This window comes from Oscillospiraceae bacterium (assembly GCA_009780275.1).
Taxonomy (GTDB): Bacteria; Bacillota; Clostridia; order Oscillospirales; family UBA929; genus WRAI01.
The window spans coordinates 35,045-60,619 of record WRAI01000006.1; the positions used below are offsets into that span (position 1 = coordinate 35,045).

Here is a 25,575-nt window from a genome sequence, read left to right on the forward strand (position 1 = left end):
AAGGGGAGATATGCTATGTGTTTTGAATGGGATGTATTTTGGAGTGCTTTGTCCTCAATAGCAACAATAATTGCCGTTATTACAGCATTTGCGATTGTTAGGTACGACCATAAAATCAACAACCGTAAAAGAATAAAGATTGATTTTAAGCACATGACAGGGCAGATAACATACGACGGTTTTCGAGAGGGAAGAACTGTTGACAGCATTTTGATTAAATTTATTAACACAGGCAATCGAAAAGTAATTATTGACGGTATCAAATTTTCGTTTCCCGATGGTCATTCATATAGCTTTCTGTATTTGTTAGCTGATAATGAGCAAGACATGAAACTACCTTGCGTTCTTGAAATAGAGGAGGCAAGGCAAATGATTATTCCTCTTTCCCATTTCGTCCGATTGGCAAAACACGCAAAGGAGTTAAACCGATTGAATGAAGAAATTGTCATTATAGCTACCGACACAGCAGAAAAAGAGTATTGTTTCAAAACGGGGATAACTTATAAAATCTATTTCGATATGGAGGACGAAACAGATGAAACTTAAATTCAAAACCCAAGACTTCCAAACGGATGCTGTAAACGCCGTGGCAGACCTCTTTGCCGGACAAGACAAACAGACCACTACATTTTCCATCGTTGACGGAGAATCGGACGGTAATCAGTTGCGTGTCATAAACGAGTTTGGCATAGGCAATGTCTTGAACATACAGGGTAGCGATATTCTTGTGAACATGAACCGCATCCAAAAGCGGAACAATTTACCCCGCACCAAAGACCTTTACCCTTTCGCCCATTATCGTGAGGGTGACAGGCGTTTTTGCATTGAAATGGAAACAGGCACAGGAAAAACCTATGTCTACACTAAGACGATTTTTGAGTTGCATCGGCGATATGGTTTTACAAAATTTATTATCGTTGTGCCGTCCGTGGCAATCCGTGAGGGCGTGTATAAGTCATTCCAAATAACCACAGACCACTTCGGGGCGCATTATGACAATGTACCGTGCCGCTACTTCATTTACAATTCGGCGAAATTGTCCGATGTTCGCCAGTTTGCTACAAGTAATAACATTGAGATTATGATTATCAACATAGATGCTTTCAAAAAGGCCGAAAACATCATCAACCAAGCACAGGACAAGCTGAACGGCGAAACAGCTATGAGATACATACAGGACACAAACCCTGTCGTAATCATTGACGAGCCGCAAAGCGTAGACAATACCGAAAAGGCAAAAGAGGCAATCGCAAGCCTTAATCCCCTTGTCGTTCTTCGTTATTCCGCTACGCACAGAGAAAAGACCAATTTGCTGTACAGCCTAACCCCTGTTGATGCCTACCAAAAAGGCTTGGTTAAGCAAATCGTTGTTTCCAGCAACACCGTAGACAATGCACACAATAAACCATATATCGCCCTAAAATCCGTATCTCGTGACGGCGGTTTTAAGGCGAGGATAGAAATTGATATACAGGGCAATGGCGGGGTTGTGACCCGCAAGACTGTAACCGCAAAGCCCGGTGATGACCTTTATATTCTATCCGGCAGACGAGAACTCTACGAGGGCTACCAGCTTTCGGGAATTGATGTAGCAGCAGGGCGAGAATACATCGAATTTTCAAACACAGAAACGCTGGCTCTTAACAAGACCATTGGCGGGGTGGATGAGGATGTGCTAAAACGCGCCCAAATCTTCCGCACGGTTGAGGCTCATTTAGACAAAGAATTGCGGTACTTGGAACATGAAATCAAAGTCCTTTCGCTGTTCTTCATTGATGAAGTGGCGAAGTACCGTACCATAGAGGGCGAAAAAGGCATATACGCCCAAATGTTTGAATCTTGCTACGCTGAACTGATGAACAGGACAAAGTATGCCCCCCTCAAAACCCAATTCCCTGCCACCGTGGAAAGAGTCCACAACGGTTATTTTTCACAAGATAAAAAAGGTGTGTTCAAGAATACAAAAGGCGATACGCTGGCTGATGATGATACTTACAACACCATCATGCGAGATAAGGAATGGCTGTTGTCGTTCGAGTGTCCGTTACGGTTTATCTTCTCTCACTCGGCACTTAAAGAGGGCTGGGATAATCCCAACGTGTTCCAAGTTTGCACGTTGATTGAGCATAAGTCCACATTCACCCAGCGGCAGAAAATTGGACGAGGGCTACGTCTTTGTGTAGACCAGCAGGGCAACCGCATAGAGGATAGAGAAATCAATATACTTCATGTCATGGCTAATGAGAGTTTTGCTGAGTTTGCGGACACCTTGCAAAAGGAAATCGAGGCCGAAACAGGCATTACCTTTGGTATGTTCCAAATCAGCTTGCTGGTGGGAACAACCTACGATGAAGAAGTCACCGTAGAAAAGACCGTGACCATCGAACAAGCCGCTGCCGCCGTGGAAACCTTAAAATCCACAGGCGTAATTGACGAAAGCGGAAAGATAGTCGCTACTATCAAAACAAACGAAATAGATTTGCTCCCATTGCCGGAGCCTGTTAGAGCAGTTGTGTCAAACGCAATCGTAGCATCATTGACTTCCACTCAACAGCCTATTGCCATTGGAACCTTGTCGGGAGCGGCATACACCGAAACTATCACCGAAGAAAAAACAATATCCTACGATGATGCCGCAGAAATTATTGCCGACATGGAGGATAAAAAGCTAATCACCAAAGACAAAAAAAGCGGCAATTACAAAATGACCGACACCATGAAAAAACAGCTTGAAACAGGCACTCTTGATTTGAGTGAACGCCACAGCCAAGCAAAACAGAGAGCAATTATACAAGTCGCTCAACGTGCCAATGCAAAGGTGGTTATTCGTGATGAATCAAAGGAAGTTAAGGTTAGGCTGAAAAAGCAAGTCATGTTATCGCCCGAATTTATGGAAATTTGGGATAGAATCAAACAAAAGACCACATACAGGGTAAAGATAGACCATGAGCAGCTTACGAAAAACTGCCTCAATGACTTTGCCAATATGCCAGCCATACCAAAGGCAAGGATTGTTACTCAATCGGCAGAAATCAACATTGAAAATGCTGGCGTAACGCACATGGAAAGCGGCTTGCGAACCATTGACCTCAAAGACGATTATGAATCCTTGCCGGACATTCTTCATGTAATCGCAACAGAAACCCTGTTAAAGCGTTCCGATGTAGGGCAAATCCTCCGGCAGAGCAACCGTGGAGCAGACTTCCTAAACAACCCCCAAGCCTTTACTGAAAAGGCGTTAGATATAATTACCCGAAACCGACATAGCCTTGCGATTGACGGAATCAGTTACGTCAAACTGGCGGGGGAGGAATATTATGTTCAAGAAATTTTCGATAGCGCGGAGTTGACCGCAAACCTTGACCGCCATGCTGTGAGTGTGAACAACAGCCTATATGACTACATTGACTGTGATAGCGGAACAGAGAGCCGTTTCGCCCAAAGTTTGGATAATGACCCCGATGTAAAGCTGTTTTTCAAAATCCCCAGCCGTTTTAAGATTGAAACCCCCATTGGCACATATAACCCCGATTGGGCGGTGTACTTGGAACACAACGGCGATAAAAAACTGTATTTCGTGCTTGAAACGAAAGGCACAACAAGCCTGTACGACTTGCGAACACCCGAACAGTTGAAAATCAAGTGTGGTAAGGCTCATTTTGAGGCGTTGGAAAATGAAGTAGCGTTCCCTGCCGAGCCGGTAGCTGATTGGCGGGAGTTCAGAAGAACGATATAAAAAATCGAAGGAGTTGTGAACTGATGGGATACCGATTTACACTTGAATCAGCACATACAGTAGCCAACCTCACTTTCGGCAAGGTGCTTGCTTGTTTCCGTGAAATTCACAGCTCTGATGAAAGTTATTGGGGGTTTAGGGCTTTTCTCGACCAATTTAATGAAAATATGTTTTCTAATGAAAACGAGCGATACCACAAGCATATACGCCGTCTGCGTGATTTGCTTGAAGGCAAGGACAGCAAGTATTACCATGACAAAAAACATTGGGATTTTTATGAAGATGATATATATAGGTTTAGAGAACTTAGACCTTACGATGAAAAAGTATTGGAGGCTCTTAAAGGCTTATCTGATACGTTCTCACGGTGTAGGTTGAAATCCCTGCTATTGCCGAGAATAAGTGACGGAAACTACCGCTCCATAAAACGATGTATTGATGATGATTTTATGCTCCACACCGATACGTTGCACAACTTGGTGGAATACCATCCGGGTGATTCGTGCTTAATTTTACAACCAACCGAAAGACCGAGAGCGGTTACACTTTATGATGCCTTTCCAAACTTTGAAATAGCCGTTAGGCAACGCGATATATGGCCAGCGGTGATATTTTGGGATGGGAGAGGCGAGTATGCTTTTATTCCAGTTGACGACAAAGGAGATTTGCGACATCTGTTCAAAATCATTCATTATGATAATTTATCCCTCCGTGAATTAAAAAACATAGCCCAACATAAAAAACGCCCAAGTCATTATATTCTGCATCTTAGTGATTTGCATTTTGGGGCTAAAAATGTTGATGTTACCGAACGCCGCTTAAAAAAGCTGATACAAAAGCAAGTTGCCAGCCTTGACGATAACGATAGCCTTGACTTTATTATTACAGGCGATATTTCAGATAGTCCCGACCAAAAAAACGCCAACAGTTATCGTAATTTTTCAGAAGATATTGAAGAACGATATGGGAAAAAGCCTACTTGTGTTTTAGGTAATCACGACATTAACAAGAAAGGACTTGCTTTTTGGAAAGGAAAGCAGCACCTTGCGAATATTGTTGGGAACTATCCAATGATAAAAGTTTTAGAAGAACCCAAAGTCATTTTCTTACTATTTAACTCCAATACCGAGGGAAAGTTAGCACAGGGAGAAATAGGCTCGGCGCAAATGTCGGAAATGGGCAATTTGCTTGATGGTGTCGAGAACATAGAAAAATATCTGCTTATTGCTGTAATGCACCACCATCTTGTACCGATTTTACGACCAGAGCATTATGATGAACGATGGTACAGGCGAATAATTCCAAGAGGATTGTTGGATGAGGCTCTACGCCTTATAGATGCTGATGTTTTCATGGAGTGGCTTAAACGCAGAAACGTGAGGTTTGTACTCCACGGACATAAACATATCCCATTTCAAGCGGAACATGACGGAATCCAAATAATCTCATGCGGCTCGTCAACAGGGCAAATCGTTCACAAAGAGCGAGGAAAAACCTATATAAGTTACAACTTGATTAAGGTTAATCAAGATACCGTGACCTGTACATTGTTTGTTGAAGATATACTTGGGGCTGGGGCGGTAGATATTAAAGCCCCGCCGCCGATGGAGTAACGGCAATGGGTTTGTACAAATTGTGCTTGGAGGGTGAAGAATGGAATCATTCTTAATAATAGCAGTACCCATAGCCATTATCGCCGTGATTGCAGTAGTGGTGGTGTATTTGAAGAAAAAAGCCAATTCTGAAAACAATCATGCTATGGATGAGAACGTGGAACTCGTGACCGTAGACGGCGGCGTTCCTATTCCCATTGAAAGAGTTACATCGTTGAGTTTGATTGATGAGAGCAGCTTAACAGAAATCACAGACAGCACCGTTGTTGCTCGAATAACGCAGACCATTCCGACAGTAGCGGAAAAGGCGGCGAAAACAGTCACGAACACGGCAATGAAAAAAGCTGATTTGTATAGGGTGATAATCCCAAACGGTGAAACCCTTGTACAGTCCAAGAGCATGACAGGGGCGTTTCGCGGGTTCTTTCGTGGAGCAAAAGGAGCGAAAGGTCATGCAAACTTAGTCAAGGTTGACCCATCCAAGATTACCAAAGCCTCAACCGTGGCGAACATAGGGGCAAACGTGATGAATGTTGGCTCTTTGGTTGTCGGGCAGTATTACATGAACGAGATAAACGCCAAACTGGAAACTATGAATAAAAACATCAGTAAAATAAGTGATTTTCAAGATAGGGAGTTTAAGAGCCGTATAATGTCCTTGATTGCTCTTGTCGGTGAGATTTCACAGTTTAGCGTTGAAATAATCGAAAATGACGAGTTGCGGACAATTAAACTGGCAGCGTTAGAAAATATGAAAGCAGACGGTACTGAATTGCTCGGACAAGTCAACGAAACGATAATTGGAATTACGCAGGGCAACCCGACCCCCGATTACAAAGCATACCAAGCCACCGTTGAGGACTTCTATACTTTGGTTGAATATCAAAATATTTTGATAACAATCCTCGAAGAAATAAGCAAATTATCATACTTGCTCGGTAAAGGGAACAGTTCAAAGGATATGTGCTATTCCTTGTACAGCAAGTATTGGGAATTGTCAGTCCAAGCGAGAGATGTACTGGAATCATGGCATGACAAGCAAGTTGCCGCCCTTAAAATTGAGATTGACAGGAATAGGCTTGAAAAAAGCGGCGTGGCGGGATTTTTTGCACAAGTGCCAGCGTTGTTTGACGATAAATGGAAGTATAGGGATTTGAAACAAGGAATTGCTGATAAAATCACTCACCAATCCCAAACAAAGCCGCAAGCGGCGATTGAACAAAAAGCTGTTTACGACAGCGATGTGCCAATAGTAATTATGGACGGCAAATACTACTACCAACATGATGCACCCGCCACCGCAAAGGAGTGAACGCATGAAACAATACCTACTGGATTATATTCGCCGCCCCATCCCGCAGGGCGTTCCTATCGTGCCGCAGTCCATACCGATTGTTTTCTTTGGTGATATTGACAAGGCTAAATATGCTACCATTGCTATAAACCCAAGCAATAGAGAATTTACCAATACCAAGCATGAAATATTCCCGACAAATAAAAAGCGGTTTGTAGACAGGGATTTCCTTGGAGCGGCTGATGATGAAACACTTAGCTTAGAGCAAGCAGAAATGGTATATCAATCACTCTGTAACTTCTTCCACAAAAGACCTTATATGCAATGGTTCGGGCAATTAGAGAAACTTTTTAACGAGGCAGATTTATCATACTTTAAGGGCGATATTATTAACCTTGACATATCGCCGTGGGCTACCAGCGTGAAGTGGAGTGCCTTGACCGATGAGCAGAGGGTTGGGTTGGTTCGCCACGGCGGGGATTTGCTACGAACGATTCTGAACGCCGGACAAATAAAATGCCTGTTTGTGAATGGTCGAACTGCAATGAAATACGTTGAGAAACACATTGCACCTTTAACGAGCCATTGTTTTATTCAATTAAATGCGAGTTGCGAAATCAAGGTCGGCAAGATAGGCAACCTCACTATCGTTGGGTGGAGTAATTATCTGCAACAGCTAAGACCGCCGCTTTCACAAGACAAAAGAAAATTATTGGTAGATAAAATACTCGAACTGGCTTTGTAATACATTCGGCGGGAGGTGTATGGATATGGATGCAGTTCTACTGCGAGAAAACTTCAAACGCTACTTAGCAGAGCGTTTTCCAAACGATAATTATATCGGTGTCCATGTGTCGGATGCTTTTTACCTCATACGGCATGAGGATGATTTTGGCATGAAGTTTGAGCAGATACTGGCAGATGGCTTTATCCCCGAAACATACAGACCGTGGCTCGAAGAACGGTTTACCAAGAGAGGCGTTCAAAACCCCCGCGGCAATGCGGCGGGGTATGAGAAAGCGTTTGATTTGCTTTTGGATTACTACCACAACAGACCATACGACCAACAGACTGCACCCAAGACCCTGCCGCCGCCCACTACATCCATTGACACGGCGCAGCTACGGAAAAAATTTCAAGCCCATATGCAACAACGGTTTCCAAAAAATCCGAGCATAGGTTCAACCGTGTCGGGAGCGTTCTTCCTTGAACGAAAAGGTAATAATTTGGGTTTCGATTTTCAGCAGATTATTGTTGATGGCATCATTCCCGAAACATACAGAGCAAAAATCCAAAAATACTTTGAATCTCGTGGACGGAAAAATCCTCGCGGCGATGCTTACATTTACGAGCGGTCATTACGCCTTTTATTGGAGTTCATCAGCGGAAACGAGCTACCGATGAGCAAGCCTACGCCACCTCCTATAACTGTACCACCCACCGAAAAAGCAATTATGGTGCAAAGGGTTGGCAAATGGCTTGTGAAAATGGGATTGGAGCGTTTCGCCCAAAAGTCCGAGCATCCGTGGGTACACCTAACAGGCAAAGATGAATATGATGCCGTGCTTAACGATTTGGAAAACACCCCTCACGCTTTTGTGCTTGCTTGTCTTATGGATAGAGGCGTTAAGGCAGAGCGGGCGTGGGCTGTGCCTTGCATAGTCATGGCGAAGTATGGGGCAAATATTCATTCGTTGAACGCCGTGAGCGAAGATGAGTACATATCATTCTTCCAACAAAATTCCCTGCATAGGTTTCACAGAGAAATGGCGGTTATATTCAAGGGCGGTGTTCAGAGGATTGTAGAAAAGTTTGACGGCGATGCCTCGCTGATGTGGAAAGGCAAACCGGGCAGTAAAACGGCGGTTAATCACTTTTTAGCTTTTCGTGGGGCTGGCGAAAAAATAGCGACTATGGCTGTAAATATCCTCGTTCGCCAATTTCAAATTGAGTTGGCTGATTTTAAGGCGATTGATGTATCGCCCGATGTGCATATATGCAGGGTAATGTATCGCATGGGGCTGATTGAGAGCGATAAGGACACAAGAGCCGCCATACGCTGTGCGAGGGAATTGCACCCCGACTTCCCCGGTATTATTGACTTTTCATTGTGGGAAATTGGGCGGAATTATTGCAAGGCGAAAAATCCGCTTTGCGGCGAGTGCATTGTAAAAAACGATTGTGTCAAACGCTTGGGAGGGGAGGTACTGTTTCGTGACCCCCCTGCCCAAAAAATAATAGAATCAATTTATTCCGAAGATGAACTAAGCGAGGCACTACGAGCGATTAAGTCACTTATTGGCAAATGTGAAAAGGCATATGTGCAGTTGATTGACAGTACGCCACAGCACACGTTGATGCAGAGGCGGCTGGCAGCTCTTAAAATTTCTGCTGATTTGATTGAAAAGGAAATGAGCAATAAACCCGATATAGTATAGTATTTGAGTGTGTGGAGGATAAAGCTGATGGACGAACTTATCATAAATAATTTGCTGGTGACGGCGGGTAGCATCATTGACAAATATTCTGCCATCGCTCGTGAAACTGGTAGAAGTTTTAACATCTTTGAGGTTGCTCGTATTGAGGATAAGGAAGTAATCGTTTGCCGTATATTAGCCGAATTATTGAATCCCAAAGGACGGCACGGACAAGGCGGCGCATACCTTGAATTATTTTTGAGCGAATGTTGCGACATGGGCGATGCTCTTTCCGATGCCGAAATTGAAAATATGCAAGTAGCGGCAGAACGCATGACAGACAAAGGACGGCCTGTTGACTTGGTTATTGAGGGAAACGGACGATGTATTCCTATTGAAGTGAAAATTTACGCCGCCGACCAATCCGCACAATGTTATGATTATTGTATGTATGCCCGAACGAAAGATAGTGAGGCTCGAATTATTTACTTAACCCTCTTTGGAGAAGAACCGTCAGATGACAGCAGGGGCAAATTATCAGATGATGATATAATTTTTATGTCGTTTGATGTTCATATTTTACGGTGGCTTGAAAAATGCCTCGCCCTACCCGACACAATCAGAAAAACCCCGCTTCGAGAAATACTCATTCAATTTATTTCTGCAATAAGGAACATCACAAATAACTTGGAGGATAAGCCCAAAATGGAACTTATAAAATTGTTATCTGAATCACCCCAACATATGCGTAATGCGAAAGTCATTGCGGATACTCTTGACGAATGTAGGTTTGAAATAGCAACCAAGTTTTTCACCGCTTTCCATGAACGGTTTGGCTCAAATTTTGAGAGCGAACCGCTTGAAAGCGATTTTGTAAAATGGGGAAACAGCATTAACGCCGAGATAAGATATATGTTTGAAAAGGATGTTGTGCCGGGCGTGTCTGTAATTTTTATTTTGAATATGTCAAACTACGACCCCCTCTTAGCTGGGTTTGGCATGATTCGGGAGGGTGAATCGGCACGACTTGGCGATAGAAATATTGTTAAAAAGTTGAGAACGCATTATGGAGTTGAAGAAAAGAAATCCTCTGCTCATTGTGTAGTGTATGAGTATATTTCTTTTGAGGACGATTGGATTAACATGACAAATTTTAACGGCAGCTACGAAAATTATTTTAAGTTGTTTGACCCAAAAACTTTCGAGGAAATATTAGATAGCACCGTTAAACAGGCAAACGCAGTCCTTGCCAAACTTAAATAGGAGGGAATAATTCATTATGAAAAAACAAGAAATCGTAAACGTACAAGGCACGGCGGTTGCCGTCCTCACCCACAGGGAAGATGATTACATATCTCTGACCGACATGGCGAAGTATAAAAATGCCGATACGACAGGGCTTGTAATTTCCCATTGGATGAGGACAGGCTATACTCTAAATTTCTTGGGTGCATGGGAACAACTCAACAACCCAAATTTTAATGTTACCGATTTCGGTAACATTAAAATGGAGAGCGTGGACAATAGCTTTATTATTTCCACAAAACAATGGGTGGAGCGAACAGGAGCAATCGGAATTATCGCAAAGCCCGGACGTTACGGCGGCACATATGCTCATCGTGACATTGCTTTCGAGTTCGCCACTTGGTTAAGCCCCGAATTTAAGCTGTACTTGATTACCGAGTTCCAGCGTTTGAAACAAGAGGAACAAGGGCGGCTTTCGCTCGAATGGAATCTGCAACGCACTTTGTCAAAAATCAATTATCGAATCCATACGGATGCCGTGAAAGAGCGGCTCATTCCCGAAGAAATAACCAAGCAACAAGCCTCGTATGTCTACGCCAACGAAGCCGACCTTTTGAACGTGGCACTCTTTGGAAAGACGGCATCACAATGGCGGGCAGAAAATGCGGGTAAAGAGGGAAATATGCGTGACTACGCAACGCTTGAACAGTTGGTTGTTCTCTCAAACATTGAAAGCATAAACGCATTATTGATACGGCAGGGACTTTCCCAATCCGACAGGCTACGACAACTGAACAACACCGCCATATTGCAAATGAAGTCCCTTGTCGGTGCATCACTTCAAAAAAGACTCACACAGAAGTAATCTAAGGTAGTTAAAAGCACTTAAACCGCCAAAGGCGAAAATCCAGTTCAAAAGACTGGCAAGCAATGTATTTGTGTAACAAATACAGCTTGTTGAGGGAAACCCCTCAAACTCCCCCCAGCAAAAATCGCCGTGAGGCGATTTTTGCTTTAAGCCGCTTTCGCGTCTGCTGGCACTCGTTCCGAGTGCGTAAAACCATAAACCCCAACCCCTTTCCAAAATCGTTTTTAAGGCAAAGGTAACAGCATAAAAGGCGTTTTACCGCTCCGTGCGGTCATTGGCTCTGCCAATTTCAGCATCACGGTAATCCAGTAGTTGGTGAACATTTTGCTGTGCCATTAGAATCTCTTGCATATGGTTTCGGGCGGCAGAGTAACCAGCATACAGCTTTTTCTTCTCGGCGGTCAGCGTGGCATACTCCTGTTTTAGAGAGTTGATGGTCGGCAACTTCGCCAGCCCATTCTCGTCAAAGAACGCTTTGGCAGCTTTACAATCTTCAATGGCTTTTTCGTTCTCGGCATAGAATTTTTTGCTGAATTTACGGCGCTTGTATTCGGCGTAAACATCTTTGGTCTTAACGTAAGTGCCGATGTGTTTTTGCATGGGCGGTATCTCTTTCAAGCGTTCATCAGCGGCGTGGATGCGGGTTTGCAAATCGTTAAAATCGCCTTTGGCTTTTTGTGCTGCCTCGGACAACTTCTCTAAATCGTCAAGGTCATTATCCTGTAAAAACATGAGGGTCTTGGCGGCTTGTTTGAGATTGAAAACCTTAGACCACCGCTCGTACCCCGGCGAATTTTGAGCCTTGATAGAGTTCTGCACATCAATGAGCAAGCTAAACTTTCGCTCTTGTGGTGCAGGGGCAGTTTTGACAGGGGGCGGTGCATCGGCGGTTGGAGTTTCACGCATGGGAGCGGAACGCAATCCAGCGATTCTTTCCTTGATGGCATCCTCGGTGTAATCCTCGGACAAGCCTTTGAGCCGCAGGAAACACCGCTTGCCCGGTAGTCGCACAGAGCGGCGTGAACGCTTAAATTCGCAATTTTCATCCTCCAACAGCTTGATAAATTCCTCGAAAGTGGCAGGGTTATGTTGGAGTGCTTTTTCGATAAACTGTTCCAGCAATTCACGAGCGGACGGCTCTTTTTTGCTACCCAGCCAATCCGCATAACTTCCACGGCTGGGCTTGGGGTTTTCGATAACGGATAATCCGTTTTCTAAGCACACAATATCGCACATTCTACGCAATGCACGAGTTGACCCCCAAAAGTTTTTGAATTTCTTATCGGTGTTGAGGTTTACTGCGTTGTACATGATGTGGCAATGGATATGCCCTTTATCTTCGTGGGTGGCAACGACAAACTGATGATTACCTTTCGTCCACCGCAGGGTCATATCGTGACAGAGTTTAGCCGCATCTTCGGGAGTTATCTCACCCGGCTTGAACGATATTCTGATGTGGTAGAGTAAAACATCTTTTTTATTTGCCGCTGTGCCGATGCTCTTATCATAATCCTGCTTGTTGAGCAAAAAGTCTAAATAATGAGTGCGAGGGTCGCAACCGTGAGTGCTTATCAATTCGCCGTTTCTTGTCTTGCTGGGATTTGTGATGTAGTGCAAGCTATCGGCAAAAGTTTGAACAGTCGTTTTGCCTTTCTTGGCTCTGATTGGTTTTATCCATGTTGCCGCCATTGGGTGAGCCTCCTTTCGTGATTTTAGTAAGTAAAAGGCACGGTCAATGTAGACCGCGCCACGAGCGTTTGTATTGATTGGAAAGCAAATTACTCTGCAAGATTAAGAACGGATATACCTTTTTCATTGGCAAGGCGAACGGTCTGTGCCGTGCCTGTGCGTTGGTATTTCATGTAAGCAATGCAAAAATCGCTGTCCTGTACCAAGCGGATGTTCCGTTTTTTCATGCAGTCTTTGGTGTATTCCTCGGACACATAGACTATTTCATCGGCGGCGGCAAGCAGTTCTTTGTACGCCGCCTTGTCATTAGCAGACCAGCCTTTGTCTTGCTCTCGGCAGGGTAAAACCATCACCAACCTCATAAACTCATGCCGTGCCTTTAACTCCAAAACTGCAAACCCGCCGAGCGTGTCAAAACCGATTGCCCCGCCGCAGAGGAATGTACCAACCCCCTCTTTGATGAGTGCCTCAATCGTTTCAGACAGGCGATTTTTGAGCATAAGCAACTCCGCTTTTCCGATTTTTCTATGCCCTGTAAAACAGCATATACTTTCCTTTTTCAATAATTCCAACCCCTTTCAAATTCGCTAAAATACTGGATAAATCCATGTTAGCGCGCTCAAAAGGGGTAGCGCAGCCCCCCAAAAAATCTTTGTGAAAATCAGAGGCCACGGAGCAATTTTGATAGGTGTTTGTTAGGCGCATTGCCCGGTCAAAGGTATAAAAAAAAGTGCGGCGGTCACGTTTGATTGTGACCGCCGCACCGTGGGCTATATACTCGCCAGCTTTTTCATTATGCCCTCTGCCGACACCCACAATTTTTCGTAGTTGTCCTGTAAATCCTTTATATCCGAGGCGAATATGCTGTGTGTTTCGTTGGCTCGTTTCGCCATTTGGTTGAGATTGTTGGTAGCGTTGCGAAGCAGTCGGACGAGTTCACGCACATCGGAAAAGTCAACACGAACAACATAGCCGTCCAAAATCATTTTGCGGACATACGCTCCACGGTTGGCAATCCCAGCCGCTTGCATTTTTTCCTCAATCAGAGCGTTTTCGGATTCAGTCACCCTCGCAGTTACGAACACAGTCCTGTTGTTCTTTTCTATGAGCAGCCCCCCTTTCGTCAGAGTGTAGTTTCTTTCTTTTGGGTCGGAGCATCGCCGCCGCCAAACTCGGCTCTGCTCTTTTGTGCGTATCGTTCGAGGTCATCAAGCATGGACGGTCTACCTTTTGCTGAGTTGGACTTCGCCGCAACACGGTCATTAGTTCTGCCAGCCTTGCTAACATAACTAACAGGGGCGATTTTCAGCACATCGTCCAAAATCCGTATGGTGTCTTTTTCGGCAGGGATAAAATATCTTGTTTGATACCCTATCCGTTCGGTGAACAATCCTTTTTTCGTCAGTAAATCATTATGAAGAAAATCAGCACCGATGACCTCTATTCGTTGCTCATTGGACACCCGCCGCTGGACGATTCGCCAATCGTTATCAAGGTAGACTGTATCGCCGCTTTTAATGTTTTTCAACAAGTCCACCGTTTCGATTTTTTCCTTTTCCCTCGTAGCCCCCAGCTTTTCCAACGTGGCATCAATGGCATCTTCGGGTATGACCCTACCGATGAGTAAATCACCGTCAGAAGTAAGAACACGATAAATCCGCACGTTTTCAATGGGGAGTTTATCCCATACAGGCAACACCGTACCGCCAATCAAGTGTAGATTGTTGGTACGAAATTCGGGCAGTTCAGAAACAGCCTTATCCCAAAGTTTTTCGGCGGTTTCGGGAGTGAGTTTATTCCAGTTTCCCATCAGTCTGCCGAGGGGCATATACTCGTTACCGTCTTGCCCTGTAAGTCTGCAATTCTCGGTTATATTGCCGTGTTCATCGGTTACAGATGAAGTTTTGAACGCCGCTCTAACCGCTCCTGTGTTCTTGCTTTGGTAAAAGCCGATAAAGGCAGAGTTATCGGTTTTGATGTTCTCAAACTCTAACGGCTTTATTTTGTTGTGGGTAGTGAGGTTGAAATACTTGGTTGTTGCCCCTGTGCTTTCATCGGCTCGAATATCGGTGACTTCGTTCAACACAACCTTATCAGCCTTGAAGTTTTCAAGCCCACGGTCAAGTGTGCCATCTTGCAAGGCTTTCTCGGTGGCAATATGCAGCCGCTCGGCGTAGCCGTCAAAGACAGCGTTCTGCTCGTTACATTCAAGGGAAAGGATGCGATTCAAAAACTTGTTGACCTCACGCATTTCATTTGCCGTAACAATGATTTGACCGTACTCGTCAACCAGCTTGTCCTTTAAGCCCAGCTTTTCAATGACTGCCATGCCGTCCTCTACACCCTCAACACGATTGAGGATTAAAGACTTGTAATATCCCGCCAGCACATCAGCCGCAAAAGCATTTTCCAAGTTATCTCCGGCGGTGAACAGCCCTTGACTGCCAGTTTGCCGTTGCCCTTTCGTCAAAGCCCCAAGCTGGTCTAACCGCTTGGCGATGGTGGAAATGAAACGCATTTGCCCCTTTAAGTCCGTTGTCACGAGCGAAAACGTAGGCGAGGACACTTGGTTGCTCCTGTGGGAACGCCCAAAGCCCTGTACCGCCGCGTCAGCTTGCCAGCCCGCTTGCAAAAGATAATGAACACGGTGCTGTTGGTTCTTAGCCGACTTGTCAGCGTGATAACTTTTGCCAGTTCCCCCTGCTCTTGAAAAAACGATGATACGCTTATCACCGTCTTGGAACGCCGAAACATCGGCTTGCTTTTTGGAGGCGATGTTTTCCTCTCTCGCCTTGCCGTCAGTAACGACAACACGCCGCTTTCGTCCTGTGTTCTCGGCTACCATATCGCTCCCGAAATGGTTGATAATCATATCAAGAGCGGATGCGGGTACTTTGATACTGCCTAACTTGTCGAGCAGCTCGTCCTTTTGTTTAACTGCCTCACGGTTGATTACAGCGTTGCCCTCGCTGTCAAAGACTGGCCGACTGCGTTCATTGCAGTTTTCGTCCTCGTACTTTTCAAATTGCACGGTAGGAAATGAGTTTTCGATATAGGACATCAGCATCTGCTTAGGGGTCAAGTCAAAATCTTCGAGGTCAAGTTCATGTTCTTGCAATCGAGCAAACTCCCGCTCCTGTGCGCTTTCATTGGTACTCACAAGCTGGATTACCACGGAATTGTCATTGTCCAACTGCTTTTGAATATCGGCAATCATGCTCGGCACTTGCATGGCAGTAAGGATTTGATTGAAAAAGCGTTGCTCCGCACTCCAAAAAGCACCGTAAGCCCTGCCTTTCGCCGTGCCGTCCTTGTCTTGGTTGGTCGTTTTTAATGCGGCGTTCAAGTTTTGGAGAACAACTTGCCAAGACCGCGCTAACTCGTCATATATCTGCCGCTGGTTGGGTGTGAGTTCATGGACGATTTTATCGTAGGCAACATCCTCGTAGCTGATATTGCGGGAAAGATACACGCCCATCGCTTTCATATCTCTTGCAATGAGTTCCATTGCGGCAAGTCCTCCGGCTTTGATTCTGTGAACAAAATCGTCACCGTTGGGGAACGCCGTACCCTCGCCCCACAAACCCAGCCGCTCGGCATACCGTAGGTTTTCCACTTCGGTTGCCCCGGTTGCGGAGGAATAAATGATTTTCGCGTTCGGTAGAGCATCCTGTATGGCAAGCCCCGCCATACCTCGCTGGCTGGCTTTTTTGATACCCCTGTTGCCTTTGCTGGCGGTGGAGTTCGCCATGTTGTGCGCCTCGTCAAAAACAATTACGCCGTCAAAATCCTTTCCGAGCCAGTTCACAATCTTTTCAAAGTTTGAATCGCTTTGGTCGAAACCCTTTGATAAAGCAGAATAGGTAGCAAATAAAATAGCCTCGTCATTGCTCAACGAGGCATCCGCTTTTTTACCACCCTCAAATTCCGTCACTAAATCGGAGTTGCCGAATAACGCCGTAACATCACGTTTTGCATCCGGCACTAAGCCCCTGTTTTCACTTAGCCACACGGCTTTTTTATTGCCTTGATTGAAGTTATCCAAGATAATCCCTGTAACCGTGCGCCCCTTGCCTACGCCTGTGCCGTCACCTAAGAAGAATCCCCTTGTGTTGCCATTGGGGAGGGTTTGTTTATGGCTTTGCCCTGCGTATGTGACCGCCTCTAACTGCACATCAGACAAAATACCATTGCTGATTATATCTTGACTTAGAGTAGGCTTGTAGGTAACAGGTGGCGGCTGTATCGCACTCATAGCCGCACTCTCGCTGATGTTGGCGGGGTGGGGCTGTACGTTTGTAAGCAGTAGCGGTTGCGGCTCGTAGTTCTCAAAAATGCTGTCGGTGAGTTCTGTTTTAACAGGCTTTGGCGGCGTTAGCCGCGGCTCAATACTCCCAAGAGATTGTCCGCTAACAGCATCGTCAACTCGTCCAAATTCAGGGTTGACATCATTTCGTCCGTCATTTCCTCTATGTCGTTCTCCGTGGACGATTGGTGCAAGCCCATCATCGCCGACACTTGCAGGGTCGGGTGGAGTTGAGGGAGTTCCGTCAGATACTGCACCAAGTTCTGATGTAGTGGTCTGCTCTCGTCCAGTTCCACCAACTGCGGTATCAGTTCTGCCGCTTGGAGCAAATACAGACTCATCGGGCTTGCGTTCCGGCTCTCGCTCTGTAATAGTTTCAGAGCGTGTTGGTGTAGCGATGATTCGTTCATGTCCACTATCAATTTCAATGCTTGGTCTATCATTCCGAATACCTCCCAAGATATTTTGTAGGTCGGTCAAGTTTTCGATAAAAGCGGTCTTTACAGGCTCGACAGTAGCACCGTTCTTGTCTATGACAAGCACTTGTATTCCAAAGGTTGTGCCGTATTTGTTGTAGTTCTTGCCGTCTACGCCAATGTTCGCCTTGACGTTGTACTGAGCCTTGATGTCACGCCACCAACTGCGGAAAGCGGGAGCATCATCAGCCATTCCTTGCCCGACAATGGCAACCAATCGTCCGTTGGGAGCAAGCATCTTTAATGCCTCGTCAATGTGCTTTGCCCCGATTTTCGTGTCGTGGATGTTACGTTCAGCCGATGAAGAAAACGGCGGGTTCATAACAATGACCGTAGGCTCTAATTTATCACCGTGGATGTTGTTGATTTGCTCGGCATCTTCATTGAAAAATCCGTCAAAAGGTAGATTTTTAAGGATTTCAAGCCTACGTTTGTCGAGTTCGTTGACGAATACCGTTGCACCGTCTTTCTTGGCAAAAACCGCAATGCCGCCAATTCCGGCGGAGGGTTCAAGCACAACATCGTCTGCGGTCACGTTCGCCGCCCAATTCGCAAGGTACGCAATGCTCGGCGGGGTAGAGAATTGTTGAAACTTCTCCATTTCAGCGGTGCGACGGGTCTGTGTGGGGAACAATTCAAGAGCGTTCATCATGCTTTCATGTGAGAGGTTGTCAACCGATAACACATACTGATTCACGCCGAGTTCCATTGCATCGTAGGCATCTTTTGAGGTAAAGGCGTTGTTTGCCATCGTATCGCCGTATGCCTGTGTTGCCGCCGCAAAAAGTTCCGCACTTGTAAACCTTTCGCCATTTTCCAGTTTGGACTGTACAAAGGCGGCTATTTCCGTTGTCGGGGATGTGGCAGCTTGTACGGTGGTGATTTCATTGACTTGCGGTGGGTCTGTAATTTCCAAAGATTCGTCATAAGCCCTGCCGATTGCAACGGCGGCATCCATCATTCGTTGTAAACTTGCCTCTGCTGATTCTCGTAATTCGTCAAAGTTTTCAATGCCGTATGCCGTCAACTCGTCAATTACGGACTGAGGTACGTTTTCCTTTGTGATTACTACCTCGCCATCAGCGTGAACACGGCCAACAATATCAATTTCATCGGGGTCTATATCGTTGAACACGATTATCCTGTCGGGGTCGGATAAAAACCGATAACTAAGGGAGTATTCAGCGGCGGTGTCTTGTTGCGGTTCATCTTCTGTAATGCTTAATTGCGGTACAGCCTCATGGACGGTAACATCATCCATGCCATGTCGCACAGCAACCCCGAAACCCTCACTCACAAGGCGGTCAACATATCCATCAAGTGCGTGTGCGGGAACACCTACGAGCGGCACACGTTCGTCAAGTCCTACGTCACGCCCGACAAGGGCAAGGTTAAGGAATTTCGACACAGCGTTGGCATCGCTACCCATTACCTCATAAAAGTCACCCAGCCGATAAAATAGGATTTTATCTTTATGCTCGTTGGCAATGGCGGTGTAGTCCTGCCACATCGGACTGCCCTGCGGTTCAAGCGAGTTATCCGAAACATCCAATAGAGGTTTGCCCTCATGGACGATATTGCCCTCTATGCCGTACCCAACTGCAACACTTCTTCCATCGTTAGTAAAGCGTTCAATATATTCGTCAAGAGCATGGAGGGGGATGCTGATATAGGGTTGATACTCAGCCAATCCAAAATCGCCCATTACAAGTGTTAATTCATACTGCTTTGATAAAACGTGTGCATCTTCACCAATGGCATAGAAATAGCCGCCGCCATGCTTTAATGCGATTTTATCTTGATGTTCGCCGGAAAGGGCTTGATACTCCCGCCACAATTCATTACCCTGCGGCGTTGCAATTTCAGCTTGCAGGGCTTGCTTGTGAGCATCAAGAACGCTCATATAATTTACCCGCACATCATCATCGGATAATTCGCCGTTGCGGTAGGCGTTCATTTGCTCCCACACATCACGAGGGATATTTGTTGCCCCTGTTATATCGCCCCACGGAGTAATGCCTGTTGTGGTGGTGATATAGGTGTAATCGCCCATCTTGCCTACGGCATATTCCACACCGTCCTTGTTATAGCCAATCTTGTCACGGTCTTGGTATAGGTTCATATCAAAATCGTGCTGTGCAGCTTGCCAATCTACAAAGAAAACAGGCGGTGGACTGCCTTGTGAGGTTACGCTTGCAGTTTCGGGTTGCATTTCGGACGGTTGCTCTGTTTCCTGTGCTTGGGGCGAAACTTCGGCGGCACGAGGCGTAACTGTGGTAAAGACAAACTCTACGTCGTCAATCGTTTCTGTGTGTTGGTTAGAAGATAACTGCGGTGTGTCGGGTGTATTTTCATCGGCAAGTCGCTCCCATTCAACATCAAGGGCATTATCAGCCGCCGTCCGCTCGTCAACAGTTAAAAATTTGTCCTCATCCATGAGTTGTCCTATGCGGCGTTGCACTTTCGCCCACGGCAGGGTTACAGGCTCGGCGTTGTCTTTAACGATATGCAAGCCCTCTTTTGAATACGGACTTGGCGTTGTCGCTTGCCCTGCATCATACTCTGCAAGCAGAAATTTGGCAGTATCACGAGCGCGGGCGTGTTCGTACATATACTCATAAACACGGATTTTACTAGATAAATCGCCGTTCCAGTCTATAATGGCTTGGTCTATGTCCTCTTGGGTTATGGTAGCAGCTTGCGGTGTCACGGTGGGATGTTCCACTTGGATAGAGCCACGAATGGTATCAATCTGCTCCTGCTCCGTTGGAAAGTCCATTAGCGAAAGTTGTTCAGACTGCTCAACGATGGTAATGCCCGCAAACGGCGAAACTAAGCCATTCTCGGAGGGGGGTTCTGTTTCGTGACCCCCCTGTTCAGTTTGCTCTAACTGTGTATCAATTCCTTGACTATGACTGCCTCCGCTTGGGCTTTCAGCCCGTTCATGTGTGCTGTCCAGCCCTGCGGGTTGCTCGTTTTGCTCGGCGGCGGGTTCTGTGCGGATAGTTCCGCTATCAGCGAGTTCAACCGATTGTTCCCAATTACCTCGATTTCGAGGCAATGACGATACAGAGTCCCTTTCAAGCTGTGCCTCGTGTACAGAATCCCCCTGTGCTTGTTGAGGTATTCTTTCCTCATCATCCCGAATCGCCCCAGCGGTTGGCTCTGCTGGGGTATCGCTATGTTGGGTATTAGATAATCCCCGCAATGGGAGTATGTTACTTTGTCTACTACCGCTACGCTCATGTCGTTGCCCTCCCAATCCCACGGCTTTTTGCCGTTCGTATTTTTTTATGGTTATTTCAATATCACGCAAAACTTCTTCGGACACATCGCTGACCGCTTTGCCGAGGGCGTATACGCTGTCGGGGGTGTTAAAATCAAAAACAGATTGAAAATCCTCGTTTTCGATAAACTCCATCGGGTCAATGCCGCACCTTGACATAAGGGCGTAAGCGGTGCTAACCGTAAGAGCATCTTGGAACGTCACACCGATATTAAATTCGTCAAGCCCATCAAGGAAACTGCCCTCTACGGCATAGTTAATATCACGCCTATTATCTTGATAGTAGCGCGCCGCAAGGGTCTGTGCAATGCTTTGAAGATAATCACCGAGCTGATTGCCACGCAGGGGTGTTCCGTTGTTTGCATCATATCCGGCGTAGCTTTCATCATCAATGTCAAACTTCTCAACGAGTGCATCAATCACGGAATTTTCATGTTCCCGCTTGACCGCCCACACGAACGGACGGCGGGGTTTCCCATACCGTCCGTCATGTGTGTCCGCTACATCAAAAACATACTTTAATCTGCTTTCGCCGCTTGTATTATCAATGAGAGCAATACCCTTTGCGCCACGTTTTACAGAGCGGTTCATGGGCTTGTTCCACATTTCAATCGGCGCACAAGCTACTGCATCGGGGCGTTGGGCGTGAATCATCAGTTGCTCGTCAAAGGGGTACTTGTAAAGCCGCCCTGCGGTATTAAGAAAACCCGTCCAATCGCCCATGCTTTGGGTAACTTGGCGGGTCTGCTGGTCGGCAAGGTCGGCGTACATTTGAAGTTTATTCGTCAACAGCATCCCCCTCCAAAAGCATTTCATCATCGGCTATAAAAAAGCCGAGTTCCGCAAATTCCTCGTCCGTAAGGCCGTCCAACTTTTCAAGCGTTGAGCCGAATATCTCAATCATGTCCGGCTCATACACATCATGGAGGGCTGTCACGAGGTCATTCCGCAAGATTTCACGGTCTGCGGTATCGAAAATGCTCATAAGGTTAAGTTCCTCGGTGCTGAATTTATCAAGGGCGATTATCATAGGATTAAACCTCCATTTCTGTTTTCTTTTTGGACTTGTCGGGGGTATCAAGCCCCGGCTGTGCCTTGCCGTCATACTCGGTTTTGCTTTTCTTTTCCCCTGTGGCGAGAGCGTTCATCAATGAGGGCTTTTCTTTCTCTACCTTGCGGAATTTATCTACCAAGCCCTCTATCAATATCTTGTGTGATTGCAAGTGAACATCGGGCGTAGGTGTGTCAAACCCTTTCGCCCATTCCTTGCTGGCGGCGGTTAATCTGCCGTCATGGTCGGAGTAATTCACGTTGCTTGCCAAAACCCACGCCACACGGTCAGCACCGTATTTATCAATAACACCACGGATGGCGGTATCAAGGTCATAACGGTGTGTGTCGTAATTGCTTGCGATAACGGCATTATCAATCGCATTACCGCACTCTACGTTTAGCTTGCGGCTGTCGTGAAATTCCTCGATTTCGCCCTTTTGCAAAGCCTCATCAGCCGAAAGCGAATATATGGGCTGGTCTTTGCGGGGAATATCGGGTATTTCAGCGGTGGGCGGGTCTGCGGGTGTCGGCGGTGGTTCGTTACCGCCTTGCTCCACGGCAGAGGCAGCTTGCTCCGGCTGTTTTTCTACCCCAAGAAATGCAGAGAGTTCAGCAAATCCAACCCTGTCAACAAAATGAGAAGTTATCTCGCCGCCTTGATTAAGAACGACAACATCACTCACAGACAGGCTATGCCCCGAAAAATCCTTTGGCGGGTCATTGAATTTTTGAAAAATGCCCTCCAACGTGGTGTCGGGGGCAAGCGGCTCGGTGTGAACAATCACATAATTATTACGGTTGACTTCCAATCCCCGCTGTTCAAGAGAATCAAGCCCCTCAAAGCGAACATCCCTTGCTTTTTCTACACCGTCCATAATCTGATAAATGGCGAATGTGTCCTCTTTGGCATTGATAAAGTCGGATTCGATTGCCGCCTCTTGTTGCTGATTGGTCTTGTTTTCGTTTTCCCTGTATTCAAGGGATTTTTGCCAGTCCTCACGTTCGATGCCGTAGATACCCTCATGGGCTTTGAGTTCATTCAAATCGTAAGCCATTGCCTCCGTGCCGTCCTCGTAGAGCATAAAAATGGTATGGTCTTGTTCGTGCAGCTCGGCGGCTCGGATATATTTCAAGGGCAACATATCATCGGAGGTATAACCGTATTCATCCCTGTCACCTACGCTGATGCTGGGGTCGGGCATAAATTCTTTATCCCACGGCGGCGGGGGCGGGTCGTAATCTTTGCCAGCCATTTCAACGGCATAAATCTGTTTCCAGTCCGCAGTTGATAACCGCTTAATTTCGATTTTGACATCATCGGGCAAGGCATCATCAAGAAAGGTGATTTCACGGTCAAAATTGATTGTGGCGAGAAATTTCGGCTGTCCGTCCTTGTCCTCGGTTTCGTTCCAGTTCCAAACTTCTACGCCGTTTTCCATTGGCCCCGAACCGATGTGATAAAAGGCGGGTGATTGCCTGTCAACTTCGGCTTGATGGGTCTGCTCGTTAATCAGCTTTACATCGTTGATTATTTGCACTACTTCGGGCGGTAGCTTGTCCTCGAAATAGGTCACGTTCCGAGAAGAATCAACATGAGCCACTTTCGTTATACCGCCAACGGTTTCAATCGCCCCTGTGTTGTCTTTTTCAAGATTGTTGAGTATGGTCGTACCCTCGTTGTCGTACACAAACGCAAGGCTAAACGGCTTTTTGTCGGTATTAAAGTACACGGTGGGGTCGGAGTATTCCTCGTCACGGAGTATGGCGGTAACAGGCGCAAAACCTTGATTGTCAATGTTCACAAGCCAACTCGCCGCAAAATCATTTATCTGCCCCTGCAAGCCTGTGATTGTCCGCTCGTTGCCGTTGCCGTCAATGCTGTGTCCTACGCCGTCCTCGATACGCTGGTAGAGCGGCGGCATAGATTGTTGAAACTCTACGGCGGTGGCGGTTTTGGTTGCTTGGTCTACATCAAACACAATCATGGGGTCGTACATCAAATCGCCGTTCATGGTGTAGGTGTGCATGATTGAGAGTTTGTCGGTATCAATCCACTCTAACGACAACGGCATAAACCCAGCCCCAGCCTCGCTACGCTGATACGAAAATTCGCCGCTCGTAATCTGCGGGAATAATGCCGCCAGCTTTTCATAGTTGCGTTGTTCAAGCGTGGCGGGAGCAATCGGCGCAACCTCGGCTTGTTTGGTCGGTTCGGGCTTTATCGTCATGTTGTTCACCATTTGCACTACTTCATTGACGGTAAATTCCACTCCGGCGATTGTTTCCGTGGTGCTTTCGGTGGTAAATTGCGGCTCGGTGGGAGTTTTAACCGCTTGGGTCGGCGGCGGGGTTTCGGCAGCCTGTTCAGCAGGAGCGGTCATATCAATGCCACGTTCTTTACAGATAGCCTTAAAGCGGTCATCAATGGCGTTGATTAGAGTGTTCGCCTCTTTGCGAATGGTGTCTTGTGATGCCTTAAACTCGTTCATGTCATGCGTACCCCAAGTAGCAAGGTAGCCGAATGAGTTTGCCCCGGTTTCAATTCCGTATTTTTGGCACACGACATATGAAACGCTCTCTGCCTCAATTTCCTTAACGTCCTTTGAGGCGGGCTTTTCGTTCTCGGCGGCGTTTTCACGGTCATGCAGTCGGGCATGGGTGATTTCGTGGATTATGGCAGACACGGTTTGGATTTCGCTCATGCCCTCACGGATGCCGATTTTTTCACCGTAGCGGCAGTAGCCGTCTTGGTTCTCGTTCATCGGTTCAAACACAATCGGCAGGGGCGATATTTCCCGCAGGGTGTCTATAAATGCCTCGTAATGCTCCACGTTCCCGGTCAAGTCCTCGACAAGCTGGGGCAAAGGTTCACCCGCCGTTTGGCTCACATCAAAGACAGGCACTAATTTGAACGCCACACTACGCTTGGTGAGTTCGGTCAATTCCTCCATGACAGGCTTGCCGTTATCGTCCAAAACTGCTTTGCCTGTTTGCGGGTCAATTTTTTCAAATAGCTGTGTCTTGGGCTTGATTTCAATGGGTGCAAAAATCCGCAGAGCAGTTTCTCCCCGCTTTGGAGAGCGGTTAAATTTTTCTTTCCACAGCTTAAAACTGGCTACCCTTGTGGCTTTTGGCATTTGTGAATGAATAAGCATGATGTTACGGCTTGAATAATTGTGGAAATGTGACATAGATTTCAAATATTCCTTGTACTTGTCGCTTGAAAACAAGTCTTGTACGCCCGCCTCCAACTTGTCGGTGAGTTCTTTGGTGCGGACTTCGTTTTCTTCTTGCCAAGCCTGTCTATCGAATTTTGGTTTTGCTGTATCAGCCATCGTTTACCTCCTTTGCGAGTTTTTCTTTGAGCATGAGCAGGGTCGGTTTGTGCTTGTTATCGTACGTTTCGGCGTTTGCCACCGCCGCACGGAAAGCCTTGTCTTTCTTCAAATCATCAAGAAATTCCATGATGTGGGGGCAGATGCCAAACTTGCCTTGTTTACAGTAAAGGCAATAATCACAGTCCATGTCGGCGTATTTGTACTTGTACATAGAATCGCTCCCTCCTTGTGAAATTGAAAAAGCCGCCTACGCG

15 protein-coding genes are annotated in these 25,575 nt (G+C 46.4%); 8 read left to right on the forward strand and 7 right to left on the reverse strand.

What is annotated here, in order from left to right; genetic code table 11:
* The first annotated feature begins 15 nt into the window (after positions 1-15).
* The 8 genes from FWE06_03095 to FWE06_03130 are packed head-to-tail and all read left to right on the forward strand — an operon-like array spanning position 16 to position 11,170.
* Positions 16-546, forward strand: a complete 531-nt coding sequence (locus FWE06_03095) for a hypothetical protein (protein ID MCL2546169.1) — start codon at positions 16-18, stop codon at positions 544-546.
* On the forward strand, positions 536-3,736 hold the full coding sequence (locus tag FWE06_03100; protein ID MCL2546170.1) for a DEAD/DEAH box helicase family protein: 3,201 nt from the start codon (positions 536-538) through the stop codon (positions 3,734-3,736). Before FWE06_03095 ends, FWE06_03100 begins: the two co-directional genes overlap by 11 nt.
* A 23-nt stretch (positions 3,737-3,759) precedes the next feature.
* Positions 3,760-5,349, forward strand: a complete 1,590-nt coding sequence (locus tag FWE06_03105; protein ID MCL2546171.1) for a metallophosphoesterase — start codon at positions 3,760-3,762, stop codon at positions 5,347-5,349.
* Positions 5,350-5,389: 40 nt separating this feature from the next.
* Positions 5,390-6,661 carry a topoisomerase IV gene (locus FWE06_03110; GenBank protein ID MCL2546172.1) on the forward strand — a complete coding sequence of 424 codons (1,272 nt, stop codon included), beginning with the start codon at positions 5,390-5,392 and terminating at the stop codon, positions 6,659-6,661.
* A gap of 4 nt (positions 6,662-6,665) precedes the next feature.
* The gene (locus FWE06_03115; protein MCL2546173.1) at positions 6,666-7,388 is read left to right on the forward strand and encodes a hypothetical protein; all 723 of its coding nucleotides are present in this window, start codon (positions 6,666-6,668) and stop codon (positions 7,386-7,388) included.
* A 25-nt stretch (positions 7,389-7,413) separates the two neighbouring features.
* The gene (locus FWE06_03120; protein MCL2546174.1) at positions 7,414-9,081 is read left to right on the forward strand and encodes a hypothetical protein; all 1,668 of its coding nucleotides are present in this window, start codon (positions 7,414-7,416) and stop codon (positions 9,079-9,081) included.
* Between the two features lie 27 nt (positions 9,082-9,108).
* Positions 9,109-10,323 (forward strand): PD-(D/E)XK nuclease family protein, encoded by a 1,215-nt coding sequence (locus FWE06_03125; GenBank protein ID MCL2546175.1) that lies wholly within the window; start codon positions 9,109-9,111, stop codon positions 10,321-10,323.
* A gap of 16 nt (positions 10,324-10,339) precedes the next feature.
* Complete coding sequence (locus tag FWE06_03130; GenBank protein MCL2546176.1) at positions 10,340-11,170, forward strand: KilA-N domain-containing protein; 831 nt, start codon at positions 10,340-10,342, stop codon at positions 11,168-11,170.
* Positions 11,171-11,428: 258 nt separating this feature from the next.
* Here FWE06_03130 and FWE06_03135 read toward each other — a convergent pair whose 3' ends face one another.
* From FWE06_03135 to FWE06_03165, 7 genes are all read right to left on the reverse strand, one after another.
* Complete coding sequence (locus tag FWE06_03135) at positions 11,429-12,862, reverse strand: relaxase/mobilization nuclease domain-containing protein (GenBank protein MCL2546177.1); 1,434 nt, start codon at positions 12,860-12,862, stop codon at positions 11,429-11,431.
* Positions 12,863-12,951: 89 nt separating this feature from the next.
* On the reverse strand, positions 12,952-13,362 hold the full coding sequence (locus FWE06_03140; GenBank protein ID MCL2546178.1) for an SLOG family protein: 411 nt from the start codon (positions 13,360-13,362) through the stop codon (positions 12,952-12,954).
* A 270-nt stretch (positions 13,363-13,632) separates the two neighbouring features.
* Entirely contained in the window at positions 13,633-13,893 is a 261-nt protein-coding gene (mobC, locus tag FWE06_03145; GenBank protein MCL2546179.1) for a plasmid mobilization relaxosome protein MobC, read from the reverse strand.
* A 92-nt stretch (positions 13,894-13,985) separates the two neighbouring features.
* On the reverse strand, positions 13,986-21,719 hold the full coding sequence (locus FWE06_03150) for a strawberry notch family protein (protein MCL2546180.1): 7,734 nt from the start codon (positions 21,717-21,719) through the stop codon (positions 13,986-13,988).
* On the reverse strand, positions 21,709-21,960 hold the full coding sequence (locus FWE06_03155; GenBank protein ID MCL2546181.1) for a transposon-transfer assisting family protein: 252 nt from the start codon (positions 21,958-21,960) through the stop codon (positions 21,709-21,711). Before FWE06_03155 ends, FWE06_03150 begins: the two co-directional genes overlap by 11 nt.
* A 4-nt stretch (positions 21,961-21,964) precedes the next feature.
* On the reverse strand, positions 21,965-25,318 hold the full coding sequence (locus FWE06_03160; GenBank protein ID MCL2546182.1) for a YodL domain-containing protein: 3,354 nt from the start codon (positions 25,316-25,318) through the stop codon (positions 21,965-21,967).
* Complete coding sequence (locus tag FWE06_03165; GenBank protein ID MCL2546183.1) at positions 25,311-25,532, reverse strand: hypothetical protein; 222 nt, start codon at positions 25,530-25,532, stop codon at positions 25,311-25,313. Before FWE06_03165 ends, FWE06_03160 begins: the two co-directional genes overlap by 8 nt.
* Positions 25,533-25,575 lie beyond the last annotated feature (43 nt).